The sequence below is a fragment of the Roseococcus microcysteis genome (assembly GCF_014764365.1).
GTDB lineage: Bacteria > Pseudomonadota > Alphaproteobacteria > Acetobacterales > Acetobacteraceae > Roseococcus > Roseococcus microcysteis.
In genome coordinates, this window is sequence record NZ_CP061718.1 from 1,780,592 (window position 1) to 1,795,797 (window position 15,206).

The window sequence follows — 15,206 nt, forward strand, 5'->3', positions numbered from 1 at the left end:
GGGAAGTTGAAGCGATGCCCGAGAGGCGCACAACGGCCCGCGCCCGGCGCATATGCTTACCATCAGGACATCTGCCCGCACGCGAGGCGAAACCCGCACCAACCGACTTTCATTTGGGCATTTCCTGTGCGGACGCCCGAGGTCTTGCCCATGCCCCCGGGCAGCCGCACCGGCCCGCCGGCGGCATGATCGGCACATCGTCAGGCAGGCGGGGAAAGCATGTCCAGCACACACCGGCAGATGCATCTGGGCGTCTTCGTCCTCGGCACCGGCAACCACATCGCGGGCTGGCGCTATCCGGGTGCCGCCGACAGCTTCGTGCGCCTCGATGTCGTGCAGCAGATCGCCCGCACGGCCGAGCGCGGGAAGTTCGACCTGCTCTTCGTGGGCGACGGGCTTTCGGCGCAGATGGGCGCGCACCCTTCCTTCCTCGTGCGCTTCGAGCCGCTGACCATGCTGGCCGCGCTGGCCGGCACCACGACGCATGTGGGCCTCGGCGGCACCGCCAGCACCACCTACAACGAGCCCTACAACCTGGCGCGGCAATTCGCCTCGCTGGACCATCTCACCTCCGGCCGCGCGGCGTGGAATGCCGTCACCAGCAGTGAGCCGGGCGCCGGTCCCAATTTCGGCCGCGAGCACCCGCGCCATGACGCCCGCTACGAGGTGGCGGAGGAGTTCGTGGACGTGGTGCGCGGCCTCTGGGATTGCTGGGATGACGACGCCGTGGTGGCGGACCGCGAAACGGGCCTCTACGTGGACCCATCCAAGGTGCGGACGCTGGACCACAAGGGCCGCTTCTTCCAGGTGAAGGGCCCGTTGAACGCCAGCCGCTCGCCGCAGGGGCGGCCTGTCATCATCCAGGCGGGTTCCTCGCCACCGGGCCTCGCGCTTGCCGCGCGCACGGCAGATGTGGTGTTCTCGGTGGTGCAGGATCTGGGCGAGGCGCGCGTCGCCTGGGCCGCGCTGAAATCCCGCATGGGAGATTTCGGCCGCGAGGGGCGGGAGGTGGCGCTGCTGCCCGGCGTCATGCCCGTGCTGGGCGCCACCGAGGCCGAGGCGCGCGACAAGCTCAACACGCTGCAGAGCTTCGTCACCGGCGACAACGCGGCCACCATGCTCAAGAACCGGCTGGGCATGGATGTCTCGGGCTTCGCCATGGACGATCTGGTGCCCGACTTGCCCCTGCCCGACACCTCGCACGGCTTCGCCCGCGCCATGCTCTCCAAGGCCCGGCGCGAGAAGATGACCTGGCGCGACCTGCACAATTTGACCGGCGCGGCGCGCGGCCATTGGGTGGTGTGCGGCACGCCCACCCAGGTGGCCGACACCTTGCAGGAATGGTTCGAGGCCGATGCCGCGGACGGCTTCAACATCCTGCCGCCCTATTTCCCCGGCGGCTTCGACGATTTCGTGGACCAGGTGGTGCCCATCCTGCAATCACGCGGGCTGTTCCGACATGACTACACGGGGCGCACGCTGCGCGACCATCTGGGCCTGGCGCGGCCCGCGGTGTGATGCGCGTCACATCTCGACGAAGTGCCGCAGCAGGTTGTGATAGGCCGCGGTCATGGCCAGCACGCCCGGATGGTCGTCCGCCAGGTCCCGCCGCAGGGCGATGATGCCCATGTCCATCTCGTAGAGCAGCGCGCGCGTCGCATCCTCCTTCACCATGGACTGCGTCCAGAAGAAGGAGGCCCAGCGGCTGCCGCGGGTGACGGGGTTCACGCTGTGCAGGCTGGTGGCGGGATAGACCACCATGTCGCCCGCCTCGGGCTTCACCTCGTGCCGGCCATAGGTGTCGTGGATCACCAGCTCGCCCCCGTCATAGCTGTCGGGCGGCGAGAGGAAGAGGGTGGAGGAGACATCGGTGCGGATGCGCTGCCCGGTGCCGGGCACCGGGCGGATGGCGTTGTCCACATGCGCGTGGAAGGTCATCCCCTCGTCATAGCGGTTGAACAGGGGTGGGAAGACCTTCAGCGGCAGGGCCGCCGTGGCGAAGAGCGCGTTGCGGCCGAGCGCGCGCAGCACAAGCTCCCCCAGCTCCCGGCACTCAGGTGAATCCTGCGGCACTTGCAGGTTGAACTTCGCCTTCGCGGATTGCTGCCCGGCCGTGGCCTTGCCGTCGATCCACGGCGCGGCCTCCAGCCTTTCGCGGCAATACGCCACCTCCGCTTGAGTCAGCAATTGGGGGATCAGGACCAGCACGCGCTCAGAACTCCGCCGCCACCGTGACCAGCACGGTGCGCCCCGCCGCGACGGTCGCCCGGTTGCCGAACAGCGCGTCGTAGTTGCGGCGGTCGGTCAGGTTGTAGCCGTTCACGCGCACCGTCAGGTTCTCGTGCACGCGGTGCTGCACCATGGCGTCGAAGGTGAAGTTGGCGGGGACCTCGGCCGTGTTGTCGGCCGTCAGGAAAACCTGGTCGCGCCAGGTGACGCCGCCGCCGAGGGTCAGGTTCCACCGCTCGCCCGGCGCGATGTCATAGGTGGTCCAGAGCGAGGCCGCGTGCGTGGGCACATACTGCACGCGCCGGCCGACATTGGCGGGCGTGGTGGAGCGCGTCGTCTCGCTGTCCATGTAGCTGTAGGCCGCCTGGACGGACCAGGCGGGCGTGATGCGCCCCGCCACGCCCAGCTCCACCCCGCGCACGCGCTGGCGGTCGCCGGTCTGGATCAGCGAGGTCGGGTCCGCCGCGTCCTGCACCAGCGCATTGCCCTTCTCCGACTGGAACAGCGCGCCGCTGAGGCCGAGACGGCCGTTGAACAGCTCGAACCGCGCGCCGATCTCGTGCGTGGTGTTGCGCTCCGGCTGGAAGCCGGCGTTGAAGTTGGCGGCACTGGCCGGGAATGTCGTGAAGAAGGTGCCGGGCGGCGTCGTGGAGGTCGAGTAGGAGTAGTAGTAGGTCTGCGCCGGCGTCGGCTCGAAGATCACGCCCATGCGCGGGTCGAGGTAGTTCTCCCGGATGTTGATGGCGGTGGTGGGCGCGGCCCCCGGCGTGCCCGCGCGGTAGTCCAGGTCGAAATGCGTCCAGCGGACGCCGCCGAACACCGACAGGGTGGGCAGCAGCCACAGCCGCTCATTCACGAAGAGGCCGAGATTGGTGGAGACCGTCTCGCGCAGATTGTTCGCCGGGCCCGTCTCCAGGGTCAGCTCATTGTTGGTGAAGGCGCTCAGCAGTCGCACGGAGGGCCGCGCCGACGCATAGGGGAAGGCGCGACGCTCCACCACCTCATGGGCCACGTCCACGCCGGCGACCAGTTCGTGGCGGAAGGGGCCGGTGTTGAAGCGCGCCGTCACACTGGTGACGTTCTGGATGGCGCGGTTGATCTGCTGGAAGGGCGCGTTGCTGCCGCCGCCATAGGTCAGCACCGGGTTCAACCCGCGGAAGAACTGACCCGAACAGCTGCTGGCGTAGGCCGTCGCCGTCGTTCCGCCAGGGCAGCTCACGGCCGTCAGCGCGGTGGTGCGGTCCACCCGCATCAGCCGCGTGTCGTTGTTGAAGGTGATGCCGTTGTCGAAGCGGTGCTGGAAGCGAGCGGTCAGCCGATCCACCGTCACATCGTCGCGGTCATTCTGGATGCCATACCAGTTGCCGCGCCGCACGCCGTATTCCGAGGCGGGGCGCCCGATGGCCCCCGGCCCCGAGAAGACGATGGGCATGCCGCTGTCCACGATCCGCCGGTCCTCATAGTGCAGGTATTCCAGCGAGAAGGTGGTGGGCGTGCCGATGCCGAAGGCGATGGAGGGCGCGATGCCCCAGCGCCGCGTGTCCTGCCCGTCGCGGCCCACCAGGCTGCTGTGCTGGCCCATCAGGTTGAGGCGCATGGCGGCGGTGTCGCTGATCGCGCGGTTCACATCGGCGGTGAAGCGACCATAGGGCCCCATGCCGCCCGTCATCGCGAAGGCGGCGCGGTTGGTGAGGCTGGGCATGCGGCTGTTCACATTGATGCCGCCGCCGATGGCGCTGGTGCCGATGGCGAGGCCCCCGGCCCCCTTCAGCACCTGCACATCCTCATAGGTGAAGGCGTCGCGCTGGTAGGAGCCGAAGTCGCGCAAGCCATCCATCAGCACGTCGTTCTGGGCCGAGAAGCCGCGGATGCGGAACTGGTCGCCGCTGACGCCGCCATTGCCCTCGCCGATGGTGGAGGTGATGCCCGGCACGTTGCGCAGCGCCTGGTCCAGCGTGGTGACATTCTGCTCGCGCAGCACCTGCTGCGGCACGACGGTGATGGTCTGTGGCACGTCGCGCACCGTGCCGGGCTGGCGCGGATTGCCCGTGGGCGCGCGCAGGGGGGCATTGGCCGTGCCGGCCTCGATCGCGACCTCGGGGATGGACATGGCGGGCGATGGCGTCTGGGCCAGGGCGAAGCCGCCCACCATGGCCGCGCCCAGGCTCAAGCTGGCGATGGCGGCCATGCCACCCGTTGCGCGTGTCGACTCTTGCATGGCTCCGGGCCCCTTTATGCGAGTGCGAGTCATTCTTAATTGCGGCTTGCCAATGGGTCAACGTGGCCGGAGACCGTGAAGCAATCGTCGCTGAAGCTTGCCGCGGCTCATCGACAGGGTTGCTGAAGGCACGTCGATGCCGGTCCATCGTTGGTCGCGGATAGGGGGAGCGTTGGGACAAGACATCCCCGCGAGCAGGCGAGGCCATCTGCAAGGAAGGCGGCGGACGGGTCGGGCCAAGCCCAAACCCGGCTAGATCCTGTACGCCCGCATGGTGCACGTCATCCCGAGATGCCGGCGCGCACAGAACAAAATGCCGACATCACGGCCACACGCGTAACTCAACCACAACATGTCCGTGACTTTTTCAGGATATACTTACTCTTGATTGATTTAAACCCGGCATGGTTTGACAGTCATTTATCAGCGCCTATCCTTTCCTCAACATGACTGAGGAGAGACCATCCATGCGCGCCATGCTCTTTGGCCTTGCCCTCGCGCTCGCGCCATCGCTCGCCTTCGCCCAGCTCTATGACAGCGGCTGGCGGCGCGTCGCCTCGTCGGATCTCGAACACCTGGACCTTTCCGGCGGCGGGATGCGGGTCAACAATTTCATGGTCTATGCCGAGGAGCGCGCCGGCCGGGCCAGCCCCGCGGAGGACGCGCTCCGCACCCATCTCTTCACCGTCTCCGCCACGCGGCAGGATGAGGCGGCGCGCGAGGTCTTCGTGCAGATCGTGGGCGCGCGGGAAGATGGCACGCCCACCGTCTCGGCGGCGGCGCGCGCCAATTTCAGCCCTCGGGGCGGCAACCGGATGCAGGCGCTGCGCACCCAGACCCCGACGAGCGAGAGCGAAATGGGACAGACGCAGAGCTACTTCATCCGCGTCATCGTCCAGTAGGGTGGAGGGGCGAGATGCCCCGGTCGCTCACTGCCCCCAGGGCCTGATCTGCCACAGCTCCTGCACGCGGTTGTCCACCTCCTGCACCAGCTGGCGGTAGTCGGCGCCGATGGCGATGCGCAGCGGCAGCGAGGCGCGGGCCGCGTCGCGCAGGAAGTCCGGGTCGGCCAGGGCGGCGCGGAAGCCCTGTTCCAGCCGCAGGCGGATGGCATCCGGCAGGCCGGGGGGTGCGATGATGCCTCGGGCCGAACCCGCCACCAGGTCGAAGCCCTGCTCGCGGAAGGTCGGCAAGTCGGGTGCCGCGGACCAGCGCTCGGCCGCCGCCTGGCCCAGCGCGCGCACGCGGCCTTCGCGCATCGGGCCCAGGATTTCGGCGACATTGCCCACGCCCACCTCGATATGCCCGCCCAGCACCTGCGCCAGCAGGGGGGCGGCGCCGGCGAAGGGCACGTGCTCCAGCGGTTCCAGCCGCGCCTGGGCCTGCAAGGCGAGCATGAGGATATGGTCGTCCGAACCCACGCCCGTCGTGCCGTAGTTGATGCGCCCCGGCCGCGCGCGGGCGGCCTGCACCAGGTCATCCACCGTGCGGAAAGGCGAGTTGGGCGGCACGAAGATGGTGTTCGGGTCGTCCACCACATTGGCCAGGAAGGTGTAGTCCATCGGACGGTAGCGCGCGGCCCGCTCGCGCGGGATGGTGTTGATGGCGGGCACGGCGACGGCGCCGATGGTGTAGCCGTCCGGGGCGGAATTGAAGCTCGCCTCGAAGCCGATCTGCCCGCCCGCGCCGGCGCGGTTCTGAACCACGAAGCGCGCGCCGGGCAGGTGCTTCTCCACCACCGGCAGGACGAGGCGCGTCATCACGTCCACGCCGCCCCCGGGCGGATAGGGCACGATGGCCTGGATGGGCTTCTCGGTGGGCCAGGCGGGCTGGGCGCGGAGCGCGGCGGGGGCGGCGAGCAGGCCAATGCCCGCGCCCGCCAGTTGGCGGCGAGTGATCATCGTGTTTCCTCCGGTTCGTTGTCGTTGCCCGGATGCTATCCCCGCTTGTCCGCCAAGGCCAAGCCGCGCCGTGTTTGCATCAATCCGCATCGGCCTCGCGCAGCACGTGGAGTGCGGCCTGGAGCGCCTTCTCGTAGCGCGCCTGCTCCCGCGCCACGCGCGCGGGCGGCCATTCGCGGAAGCCCTGGCCGGTCTTGGCGCCGTAATGGCCCGCCTCCACCAGGCGGCGCAGCCCCGGCGAAGGCTCGGGCGAGGTGTTGAGCGAAGGGTAGATGGAACTGGCCGCCGCGAGCTGCGTCTCCAGCCCCGCCAATTCCTTCTGCAAGATCGGCCCGCCCGCGATGTAGCGGAAGCCGAAGGTGTAGCGCACCGCCGCGTCCACATCATCGGCGGAGGCGAGGCCCTCCTCGATCGCGGCGAAGGCCTCGCGCATCATCGCGTGCTGGAGGCGGTTGGCGAGGAAGCCCGGCACGTCGCGCGCCACCATGATGGGCTTGCGGCCAAGCGCCGCCATGATGGCGGCGAGGCGTTCGCACACCGCTTGGTCCGTGTGTTCGCCGCGCACCACCTCCACCCCGGGCACGAGGTGCGCGGGCAGGAAGAAGTGCAAATTGGCCATGCGCGACTGTGTGGCGCAGCCGGCCGCGATGTCGGTGATGCGCAGCCCCGAGGCGTTGGTGGCCACGGGCACGCCCGCCGGCACCAGCTTGTCCAGCCGCGCGAAAAGGTCGCGCTTGATGGCGAGGTTCTCCGGCACCGCCTCGATCACCACACCCGCGTCGCTGTAGTCCACCCCCTCGGGCGCGGCCACGATCTGCGCCTCGGCCGCCGCGCCGCCCAGCTGCGCGACGGCGCGCGCCATGCGCTCGCGCGCCGCGGGCCAGACGGCCTCGCGCGGTTCCACCGCCGTCACGCGCCAGCCGCCGGCCAGGAAGATCGCCGCGATGTCGCAGCCCATCAGGCCAAGGCCCAGCACCACCGCATGTCCGGGCGGCAAGGATCGTTCAGGCATGTTTCGCTCCCCTTGGATGGGAACAGCTTGGACCAGGGTGGCCGTTTCCCGGAAATCCGCCCTGGCCTTGCCGGGGCGCGGGGCTTTGCGGCAGCCTCGCCGCATGGTCATGAAACGCTTCCCTGGAAACGCGCACCGCCGGCGGGGCGCGGGCCGATGATGGACGCCGCCAAATCCGCCCTGCGCCGCGAGGCCATGGCCCGCCGCGCCAGCGCGGACCCGGCGCTGGGCGCGCGCATCACGGCCCATATCCTGGCCGAGGCGCCCCCGCCCCCCGGCGCCGTGGTGGCGGGCTTCTGGCCCATGGGCAGCGAGCCCGACATCCGTCCGCTGCTGGAGGCGCTCCACGCGCGCGGCCATGCCATCGCCCTGCCCGTGACGCCGCCGCGCGGGCAGCCTTTGCAATTCCGCGCCTGGGCGCCGGGCGCGGCCATGGCGCGCGGCCCGCTCGGCACGCAATTCCCGGAGGAGGGCGCCACCCTCACGCCCGACTGGCTGGCCGTGCCGCTGCTGGCCTTCGACCGCACGGGCGCCAGGCTCGGCTATGGCGGCGGCTATTACGACCGCACCCTGGCCGCGCTGCCGCGCGCCACGGCCATCGGCATCGCCTATGCCTTCCAGGAGGTGCCGCAGCTGCCCACCGGCCCGCACGACATCCGCCTGCCGGCCATCGCCACCGAGGCGGGGCTGCTGCGAACCGGGGCGTGACCGCCGGCTGCAACCCACCCGCCAGGCCAGGCTTGATGGAGGGCAGCCAGGAGACACCCCATGCCGGACATCGCCGAGATTCTGCGCGAGCGCCACGCCACGCCCGCCGCGCTGCCCGCCCTCTTCGACGCGCTGGCGCCCGTCGCCGTCGAGGAGATGCAGGGCCGCTGGAAAGGCTTCGAGATCACGACCGGCCATCCCATGGACGGGTTGCTGGAAGCCTCGGGCTGGTATGGCAAGCTCTTCGCCAGCGCGGAGGAGGTCCACCCCCTGCTCATGCACAACCAGGACCGCACGGAGGTCTTCGCGATGGACCCCGGCCGACTGCCATTGTCGCTGGCGGGATGGGTGCCGCGGGCGGCGCGGCTGTCGCGGGTGGTCGCGGCCTCGCGCCTGCTGCTGCGGACGCGCGAACCCCGGGCGCGGCTGCGGATGGTGGAATATCGCGGCCGCCCGACCGCGACCATGATCTACGACCAGATCCCCGTCATGGACCACTTCGCCCGCGTGGACGCGAACACGATGCTCGGCCTGATGGACATGCGCGGCATGCCCCACCCCTACGCCTTCGTGCTGGAACGCGACGAGGGCGGCCCCAGGCTCGACCTGTGACCACGCCATGATCGGCACGCTGCTGCTTTCGCGGCGCGACCGCGCGCGGTTGCAGGAGGTGGTGGGCATCGCCTCGCGCTTCGGGCTGGGCGTGCTGCTGGCGCGGCTGGGCCTGGAACGCGGCGCGGCGGCGGAGGGGGCGCCGGGGGAGACGCGAAGCCTGCCCGTCCGCACGCGCCTCGCGCTGGAGGCGCTGGGGCCCACCTATGTGAAGCTCGGCCAGATCCTCGCCATGCGGGGCGACCTGCTGCCCCCCGAATGGACGAATGAGCTGGAGCGGCTGCACAGCCACGCCCCCACCCTGCCCTTCGAGGAACTGCGCCCGGCCGTGGAGGAGGCGCTGGGCCAGCCGCCGGAAGAGGCCTTCGCCACTGTGGACACCACGCCGCTGGCCGCCGCCTCCATGGCGCAGGTGCATCGCGCCACGCTGCACGACGGGCGGGAGGTGGTGCTGAAGATCCGCCGCCCCGGCATCCGCCCGCGCATCGAATCCGACCTGCGGCTGATGGCGCAGCTCGCCGCCGCGCTGGAAGCCACCAGCGCCGAGGCCCGCCGCTTCGGCCCCGTCGGCATGACGCGCCAATTGGCCGACGCGATCCTGGCCGAACTGGATTTCACCCAGGAAGGCCGCAACGCCGATCGCCTGCGCGCCGATTTCGCGGGCGATGCGCGCGTGGTGCTGCCCGAGATCCATTGGGCCTGGACCTCCGAGACGCTTCTGGTGATGGACCACATCGCCGGCATCCCGCCGCGCGATGGCGACACGCTGCGCGCGGCCGGAATTGACCCTGAATCCATCGCCGCGCTGGGCGCCGACATCGTGCTGGACATGGTGCTGATCCATGGCCGCTTTCACGGCGACCCGCACCCGGGAAACATGCTCTGCCTGCCCGGCAACCGCATCGCGCTGCTGGACATGGGCATGATCGGCCATGTCTCGCCCAAGCGGCGGGAGGAGTTCATCGGCTTCGTGCAATCCCTCGCGGCCGGCGACCCCGCGCTGCTGGCCGATGTGCTCGCCGCCTGGTCGGAGGGCGGGGAGGTGCCGCGCGCCCGGTTGCGCGCGGTGGCGGACCGGCTGGTGGCACGCCATGGCGGCGGCCGGGTGGTGCTGAGCGACATGGTGGCCGATTTCCTGCCCCTGCTGCGCGAGGAGGGCGTCACCCTCCCGCCCGACCTGCTGCTGGCCTTCAAGGCGATGGTGACGCTGGATGGCGTGGTGACGCGCATCGCGCCAGGCTTCGACCTGTCCGACGCCATGCGCCGCGCCACGCTGCGGATCGCCCGCGCGCGCCTCTCGCCGGAGCGCTGGTGGCCCATCCTGCAATCCCTGCTCTGGGAGCTGGGGCGGGTCAGCGAGGACGCGCCGCGCCTGCTGCGGGCCCTGCTGCGGCGGCTGGAGGCAGAGCCCGCCCCGCCCTCGGTGCAGCCCGACGCCATCCGCGCGGCGGGGCGCTGGATCGCGGGCGCCATCCTGGCCGGCACGGCGCTGCTGGCCGCGGCCATTTTCCTGCGATGACGGCACGCTCTTGCGCGGCCCGCGGGCGGCGGCCAGAACACCGCATGCCCGCTTCCAGACCCGCCCCCGCCACCGGCCTCCGCGCATGAGGCTGCTCTTCCTCGGCGATGTGGTGGGCCGTTCGGGGCGCGATGCGCTGGTGCGTGAATTGCCGGGCCTGCGCGCCAGGCTGGCGCTCGACCTCGTGGTGGTGAATGGCGAGAACGCCAGCCACGGCTTCGGCCTCGCCCCCGACATGGCGCGCGCCTTCCTGGCCGCCGGCGCGGACGTCATCACGCTCGGCAACCACGCCTGGGACCGGCGTGAGATCATTCCCTATCTGGAGGAGGAACGCCGCGTGATCCGCCCCATCAACTTCCCCCCCGGCACGCCGGGCCAGGGGGCGGTGGTGGTGGAGGTGCCGGGCAACCGCCGCGCTTTGGTGGTGAACGTGATGGGCCGCCTCTTCATGGACCCGTTGGACGACCCCTTCCGCGCCGTCCAGGCGGAGCTGGCGAAGCACAAGCTCGGCCAGACCATCCAGGCCGCCATCATTGACGTGCATGCCGAGGCGACGAGCGAGAAGCAGGCCTTCGGCCATTCCTTCGACGGGCTGGCCAGCCTCGTCGTCGGCACCCACACCCATGTGCCGACCGCCGACCACCAGATCCTGCCCGGCGGCACGGCCTACCAGACCGATGCGGGCATGTGCGGCGACTATGACAGCGTGATCGGCATGGGAAAGGGCGGCGCCTCGCTGCGCTTCTGGCGCAAGATGCCCGGCGAGCGCCTCGCACCCGCCGAGGGCGAGGCCACGCTGTGCGGCCTCTTCGTGGAAACCCAGGACGCCACGGGGCTCGCGCGGCGGGTGGAGCCGCTGCGGATGGGCGGGCGCCTCAGCCCCATCATGCCCGCCGTCTGAACTGCCCAGCCGGCGCGCAGCCTGCCGCCGCGCTGGGCGGGCTGTGCGGGGCGGCGGCGCGAAATCCGCGCATCGTATCGCCCCGGGCCGCTTGCACGCTTTTTGCAAGGCCGGGCGCATGATGAACCGTCGCACCCTCCTGGCCGCCGCGCCTCTGCTGGCCGCCCCCGCCCTCGTCGCCGCCCAGCCGGCCTGGCCCACGCGGCCCGTCCGCATCACGATCCCGTTCACGGCCGGCGGCGCCTCCGACATCATGGTGCGGCCGGTGGCCCAGCGCCTGGAGCAGATGTTCAACCAGCCCTTCACGGTGGACAACCGCGCGGGCGGCGGCGGCGCGGTGGGCGTGGGCTTCGCGGCCAACCAGCCGGCCGATGGCTATTCGCTGCTGGTGACCACCCCCGGCCCCCTGGTCCTGCTGCCGCAGATGCAGTCGGGCGGTGCCTTCGCCTATGACAGCGCGCGCAGCTTCACCTACATCTCGCTCATGGCCGGCGCGCCCATCCTCTGCGCGGTCAAGGCCGACAGCCCCATCACGAACCTCGCGGAATACGCCGCCGCCGCCCGCCGCGCGCCGGAGGCGATGAATTTCGGCTCCTCGGGCATCGGCTCCATGGGGCATTTGACGGGCACGCTGTTCGGCATGCAGGCGGATGCGCGCATGGTCCATGTGCCCTTCCGCGGCGCGCCCGAGGCGCAGGCGGCCGTGCTGGGCAACACCACCATCTCGCTGTGGGACACGGCGGCGGGCAATGTGGCGGCGGTGCGGGGCGGCACGCTGCGCGGCCTCGCCGTCTCCTCCGCCACCCGCGCCGCGACGCTGCCCGACGTGCCCACCGCGGCCGAGGCGGGCTTCCCCAATGTGGTCAGCCTGAACTGGTTCATGCTGTGCGGCCCCGCCGGCCTCTCCCCCGCCATCGCGGAGCGGCTGCACGCGGCCATCAACACCATCCTGGACGAAGCCGACATCGTGAACCGCATGAACGCGGCCGCCTTCGTGCGTGCGGAGGGCGTGGCCCAGCCGCAACTCGCGGGCTGGGTGGCGGCCGAGCAGGCGCGCTGGACGCCGGTGATCCGGGCGGCGGGGTGAGCTAGAGCGGGATGCGTTGAGGTGGAATCACCGAGAACGCTGAATCCCGCTCTCAACAAAGGTGAGAGCAGGCTGCGTGAACGCATGTGAACGCAGCATGCTCTAGAGACCCGCCCGCCAGCCGGAATCGGTGGAAAGCACCAGGGTGGCGGGCCGCGCCAGCGCCCCCAGAAGGAAGCGGGTGACGGCGCCCTCCTCCTCCAGCCCATAGGCCTCGCCTTCCGGCGTGAAGGCGGTGGCGTGGGGGTAGAGCGCGCGCCAGGCCTCGACCACGGCGCGGGGATGGGTGGCGGGGTCGGCCAACGCCTCGGCCAGGTCGAATTCCACCACCAGCAGCGTGCCGCGCGCGGCCAGGGCGGGCGCCCAGGCGGCCAGCCGCGCGCCCACCCCCGGCCCCGCCAGGCGCAGCACGTCGAGGCGCGAGAGCCCTTCCCGCGCCAGCAGCGCCTCGGGGTCATCCAGCGGCACGGCCAGGGCGCGGGCGCGCGGAAGGTCATTGGCCGCGATATGGGCCGAGAGCAGCGCGGCCGCGTGCAGGTCGGCCTCGAAGCCCAGCAGCGCGGCGTGGCCCGGCGCGCCGGCGGCAAGGCCCAGCAGCGACAACCCGATGCCCGCGCCATCATCCAGGATCACGGCGCCCTCACCGCCTTCGGGCAGGGCGGCCCGCAGCAGCCGCGCCAACAGCGGCGCCGCGCCAGGGAAATCGGGCATGCCGAGGGCGCGGAGGGTGAAGCTGCGGCCCGCAAGGTGCAAGGCGCGCTCCGCGGGCGCTGGCAAAGCGGGCAGCCGGGCCAGGATTTCCGGCGCCTCCAGCAACAGGCGGCGCAGGCGGCGCAAATCCGGGCAGGCGGCGCGGACCGCTTCCACGGCGTCGGGTGCCGGCTGCACGCCATCGCGCAGCGCCAGCAGCGCGGCCACCGCCTCGGGCGTCACGGGGCCGAGCGTCCAGCCGCCGCGCTCCACGAAGCCGCCCAGCGCATGAGAGACGAATTCGGAGCTGCTCAGCACGCCTTCGCGCAGGCCGGTGAAATCGTCGCTGCCGGCCCAGGCGGCCAGCACGGACTCGCTCTCGGGCTCGCGGCCCAGCGCGAAGCGGTAGGTCCAGCGCACGAGGGAACGGCTCAGCCGGGGGGGCGCGCCGGCGCCGGTCTCTGCGTCCATGCCGCCATATCCGGCCGCCGCCCGCGCGCCGTCAAGCCGAAGCCCCATGCGGGGCTCAGGCGATCTCGCGGATCAGCTTGCGGCGCACGGCCTGGGCGAAGACGTTGAAATCCTCGGCCACGATCATGAAGGCGCCGGGGCCGCCGATGACGTTCTGCGCGAAATACTGGTCCAGAGGCATGGGCGGCATCCGGCCGAAGGTGGGCCGGTCGTTCACGATGGGCAGGCCGTTGATGACGATGCCCTCGGCCACCGCCTCGTCCCGCGCCAGTTCCGAGGGGCGCCCGGAATTGTTCACCCCGTCGCCCGAGACATCAATGACGCGGCGCGTGCCCTCGAAGGGCGCCTCGGCCAGCACGCGGCGCGAGAAGTCGATCGCGCCCGAGATCGAGGTCCAGGAAATGGAGTTGCGCGGCGCCTCGGCCAGCGCGTCCACCCAGCGGTCGGCGTCGGCCTGGCTCGCGATGCGTGCCCAGGGCAGGATCAGGCGCTGGTACTCGATGCCCGCCCATTCGACATAGGCGACGGCGATGGCGCCGATCATGCCGCGGCCGATGGCCTCCACCACGCGCGGGTCGCCCAGCGCCTCGCGGTAGCCCTCGCGTTGCAGCCGGGCCTCCTCCTCGTCAATCGAGCGCGAGACATCCACGGCCAGCACCAGCAGCACATCCACGGGTTCGGCGGCGCGGGCGGGGCGGGGCGGGGCCGCCGCGGGCACGGCCAGGGCCGCGCCGGTCGTGAGAAGGGAACGCCGGTGCATGGGCAGGCCTCCATTCGATCAAGCGTCATGGAAGCGAAACCGGGGCGCGAGGTGCAAGCTTATTCGGCACCGCAGCCATGGGTTGTGGCGCGCGCTACTCGGCCGCCCGCAGGAAGGGGCGCGGCCGCAGGCGGCGCAGCAGCCCCGCGCCCAGTTCGGCATCCGCCGCGGTGAAGAGGTCCAGCAGCCGGCGCGTGGTCGCCTCCGGCAGGCCGTGCAGGGCGGCGGCCAGGCGGTCCATCAGCCTTGCGCGTTCGGCGCCCTCCAGCCCGCGGTAGAAGGCGCCGGCGGGCGGCTCCCCCGCGCCGGGCCGCCGTGGCGCGCGCGGTGCCAGGGCCATGCCGGGCAAGGCAGGCCGGGCGGCCAGGCGGGGCGCGATGTCCAGCCGCCCCTCCAGCGCGACGATTCCCACCTCGATCAGCGGCCAGCGCACGCTGGGCCAGAGGCGCGTCGCGTCGAAGGCGTCGAAGGGGGCCTCACGCGCCTCGGCCTCGGACATGATCTGCACGCAGAGCCGCCAGCGCGCGGGCGCCTCGGGGGTCAAGGCGCCGAACAGGGCGCGCGGGTCCAGCCCCTCGGCGGGCCCTTCCCCCTGCAAGGGCACCAGGTGCAGCCGGCACCAGAGCTGGCGCCCGTCGCGCTCCAGCGCATAGGCCTCGGCACCGAAGAAGGGCGCGGCGCGCCAGGACCGCGGCCAGGCGGCATCGGCGAAGCCGTGCAGGATGGCGTGCAGCGTCGGCGGGTGGTGCGCGCAGAATTCCCACAGCGCCGCCGGGCCTTGGGTCACGGCCTCGCCCATGGCGGCGCGCTGGTCCGGGCGGCGCAGGAATTCCACCGGCAGGCGGCGCAGCGGCAATTCCCAGGGGCCATCCTCGGTGTGCAGCGTCAGCGTGAGTGGCGCCGGCGGGAACACCGCCTCCCCCTCGGCGGGCAGCCGCAGCCAGAGCGGGGTGGCCTTCCCCCGTTCCGCGAACAGCCGCGCGCGGGTGAGGCAGGTGATGTCGCCGGTCACGACCAACCGGCCCCGCGCGGCGGGTGCGGCGGGGCCGCGCCGGGGCATCGCCGGCAAGGGGCGCTGCGCCATGTCTCGTTCCTCCC

At 71.6% G+C, this 15,206-nt stretch carries 14 protein-coding genes; 7 read left to right on the forward strand and 7 right to left on the reverse strand.

Annotated features, from left to right (window positions below):
* Nucleotides 1–219 precede the first annotated feature (219 nt).
* Nucleotides 220–1,518, forward strand: a complete 1,299-nt coding sequence (locus ICW72_RS08555) for an LLM class flavin-dependent oxidoreductase (RefSeq protein ID WP_191085805.1) — start codon at nucleotides 220–222, stop codon at nucleotides 1,516–1,518.
* Nucleotides 1,519–1,524: 6 nt separating this feature from the next.
* Here the strand turns inward: ICW72_RS08555 and ICW72_RS08560 are convergent, their stop codons facing one another.
* Nucleotides 1,525–2,208 carry a Fe2+-dependent dioxygenase gene (locus tag ICW72_RS08560; protein WP_191085806.1) on the reverse strand — a complete coding sequence of 228 codons (684 nt, stop codon included), beginning with the start codon at nucleotides 2,206–2,208 and terminating at the stop codon, nucleotides 1,525–1,527.
* Nucleotides 2,209–2,212: 4 nt separating this feature from the next.
* Nucleotides 2,213–4,417, reverse strand: coding sequence for a TonB-dependent receptor (locus ICW72_RS08565; RefSeq protein ID WP_191085807.1), 2,205 nt, complete (start codon nucleotides 4,415–4,417; stop codon nucleotides 2,213–2,215).
* A 497-nt stretch (nucleotides 4,418–4,914) separates the two neighbouring features.
* Here ICW72_RS08565 and ICW72_RS08570 point away from each other — a divergent pair, with 497 nt between their 5' ends.
* The gene (locus ICW72_RS08570; RefSeq protein ID WP_191085808.1) at nucleotides 4,915–5,349 is read left to right on the forward strand and encodes a hypothetical protein; all 435 of its coding nucleotides are present in this window, start codon (nucleotides 4,915–4,917) and stop codon (nucleotides 5,347–5,349) included.
* A gap of 27 nt (nucleotides 5,350–5,376) precedes the next feature.
* Here ICW72_RS08570 and ICW72_RS08575 read toward each other — a convergent pair whose 3' ends face one another.
* Nucleotides 5,377–6,348 (reverse strand): tripartite tricarboxylate transporter substrate binding protein, encoded by a 972-nt coding sequence (locus tag ICW72_RS08575; RefSeq protein ID WP_191085809.1) that lies wholly within the window; start codon nucleotides 6,346–6,348, stop codon nucleotides 5,377–5,379.
* A 79-nt stretch (nucleotides 6,349–6,427) separates the two neighbouring features.
* Nucleotides 6,428–7,360 carry a 3-hydroxyacyl-CoA dehydrogenase family protein gene (locus ICW72_RS08580; RefSeq protein WP_191085810.1) on the reverse strand — a complete coding sequence of 311 codons (933 nt, stop codon included), beginning with the start codon at nucleotides 7,358–7,360 and terminating at the stop codon, nucleotides 6,428–6,430.
* Between the two features lie 156 nt (nucleotides 7,361–7,516).
* Between ICW72_RS08580 and ICW72_RS08585 the strand changes: the two genes are divergently transcribed.
* The 5 genes from ICW72_RS08585 (at nucleotide 7,517) to ICW72_RS08605 (ending at nucleotide 12,187) form a co-directional block, all read left to right on the forward strand.
* Complete coding sequence (locus ICW72_RS08585; RefSeq protein ID WP_191085811.1) at nucleotides 7,517–8,068, forward strand: 5-formyltetrahydrofolate cyclo-ligase; 552 nt, start codon at nucleotides 7,517–7,519, stop codon at nucleotides 8,066–8,068.
* 60 nt (nucleotides 8,069–8,128) lie between these two features.
* Complete coding sequence (locus ICW72_RS08590) at nucleotides 8,129–8,680, forward strand: DUF4334 domain-containing protein (RefSeq protein ID WP_191085812.1); 552 nt, start codon at nucleotides 8,129–8,131, stop codon at nucleotides 8,678–8,680.
* A gap of 7 nt (nucleotides 8,681–8,687) precedes the next feature.
* Entirely contained in the window at nucleotides 8,688–10,199 is a 1,512-nt protein-coding gene (locus tag ICW72_RS08595; RefSeq protein ID WP_191085813.1) for an ABC1 kinase family protein, read from the forward strand.
* 85 nt (nucleotides 10,200–10,284) lie between these two features.
* Nucleotides 10,285–11,100: a TIGR00282 family metallophosphoesterase gene (locus ICW72_RS08600; protein ID WP_191085814.1), complete on the forward strand. Its 816-nt coding sequence runs from the start codon at nucleotides 10,285–10,287 to the stop codon at nucleotides 11,098–11,100.
* A gap of 118 nt (nucleotides 11,101–11,218) precedes the next feature.
* Nucleotides 11,219–12,187 (forward strand): Bug family tripartite tricarboxylate transporter substrate binding protein, encoded by a 969-nt coding sequence (locus ICW72_RS08605; protein WP_191085815.1) that lies wholly within the window; start codon nucleotides 11,219–11,221, stop codon nucleotides 12,185–12,187.
* A 102-nt stretch (nucleotides 12,188–12,289) separates the two neighbouring features.
* Here ICW72_RS08605 and ICW72_RS08610 read toward each other — a convergent pair whose 3' ends face one another.
* The 3 genes from ICW72_RS08610 to ICW72_RS08620 form a co-directional block, all read right to left on the reverse strand.
* On the reverse strand, nucleotides 12,290–13,348 hold the full coding sequence (locus ICW72_RS08610) for a hypothetical protein (protein ID WP_191085816.1): 1,059 nt from the start codon (nucleotides 13,346–13,348) through the stop codon (nucleotides 12,290–12,292).
* A 55-nt stretch (nucleotides 13,349–13,403) separates the two neighbouring features.
* A complete protein-coding gene (locus ICW72_RS08615; protein WP_191085817.1) occupies nucleotides 13,404–14,108 on the reverse strand; it encodes a DUF1194 domain-containing protein in 705 nt (234 codons plus the stop codon).
* Between the two features lie 94 nt (nucleotides 14,109–14,202).
* On the reverse strand, nucleotides 14,203–15,192 hold the full coding sequence (locus ICW72_RS08620; protein WP_191085818.1) for a catalase: 990 nt from the start codon (nucleotides 15,190–15,192) through the stop codon (nucleotides 14,203–14,205).
* Nucleotides 15,193–15,206: the final 14 nt, after the last annotated feature.

Coding starts and splice junctions, on each gene's coding strand:
- ICW72_RS08590 (WP_191085812.1), top strand. CDS start 8,129: ATGCCGGACATCGCCGAGATTCTGCGCGAGCGCCACGCCACGCCCGCC.
- ICW72_RS08555 (WP_191085805.1), top strand. CDS start 220: ATGTCCAGCACACACCGGCAGATGCATCTGGGCGTCTTCGTCCTCGGC.
- ICW72_RS08600 (WP_191085814.1), top strand. CDS start 10,285: ATGAGGCTGCTCTTCCTCGGCGATGTGGTGGGCCGTTCGGGGCGCGAT.
- ICW72_RS08610 (WP_191085816.1), bottom strand. CDS start 13,348: ATGGACGCAGAGACCGGCGCCGGCGCGCCCCCCCGGCTGAGCCGTTCC.
- ICW72_RS08620 (WP_191085818.1), bottom strand. CDS start 15,192: ATGGCGCAGCGCCCCTTGCCGGCGATGCCCCGGCGCGGCCCCGCCGCA.
- ICW72_RS08570 (WP_191085808.1), top strand. CDS start 4,915: ATGCGCGCCATGCTCTTTGGCCTTGCCCTCGCGCTCGCGCCATCGCTC.
- ICW72_RS08575 (WP_191085809.1), bottom strand. CDS start 6,348: ATGATCACTCGCCGCCAACTGGCGGGCGCGGGCATTGGCCTGCTCGCC.
- ICW72_RS08615 (WP_191085817.1), bottom strand. CDS start 14,108: ATGCACCGGCGTTCCCTTCTCACGACCGGCGCGGCCCTGGCCGTGCCC.
- ICW72_RS08595 (WP_191085813.1), top strand. CDS start 8,688: ATGATCGGCACGCTGCTGCTTTCGCGGCGCGACCGCGCGCGGTTGCAG.
- ICW72_RS08585 (WP_191085811.1), top strand. CDS start 7,517: ATGATGGACGCCGCCAAATCCGCCCTGCGCCGCGAGGCCATGGCCCGC.
- ICW72_RS08565 (WP_191085807.1), bottom strand. CDS start 4,417: ATGGCCGCCATCGCCAGCTTGAGCCTGGGCGCGGCCATGGTGGGCGGC.
- ICW72_RS08605 (WP_191085815.1), top strand. CDS start 11,219: ATGATGAACCGTCGCACCCTCCTGGCCGCCGCGCCTCTGCTGGCCGCC.
- ICW72_RS08580 (WP_191085810.1), bottom strand. CDS start 7,360: ATGCCTGAACGATCCTTGCCGCCCGGACATGCGGTGGTGCTGGGCCTT.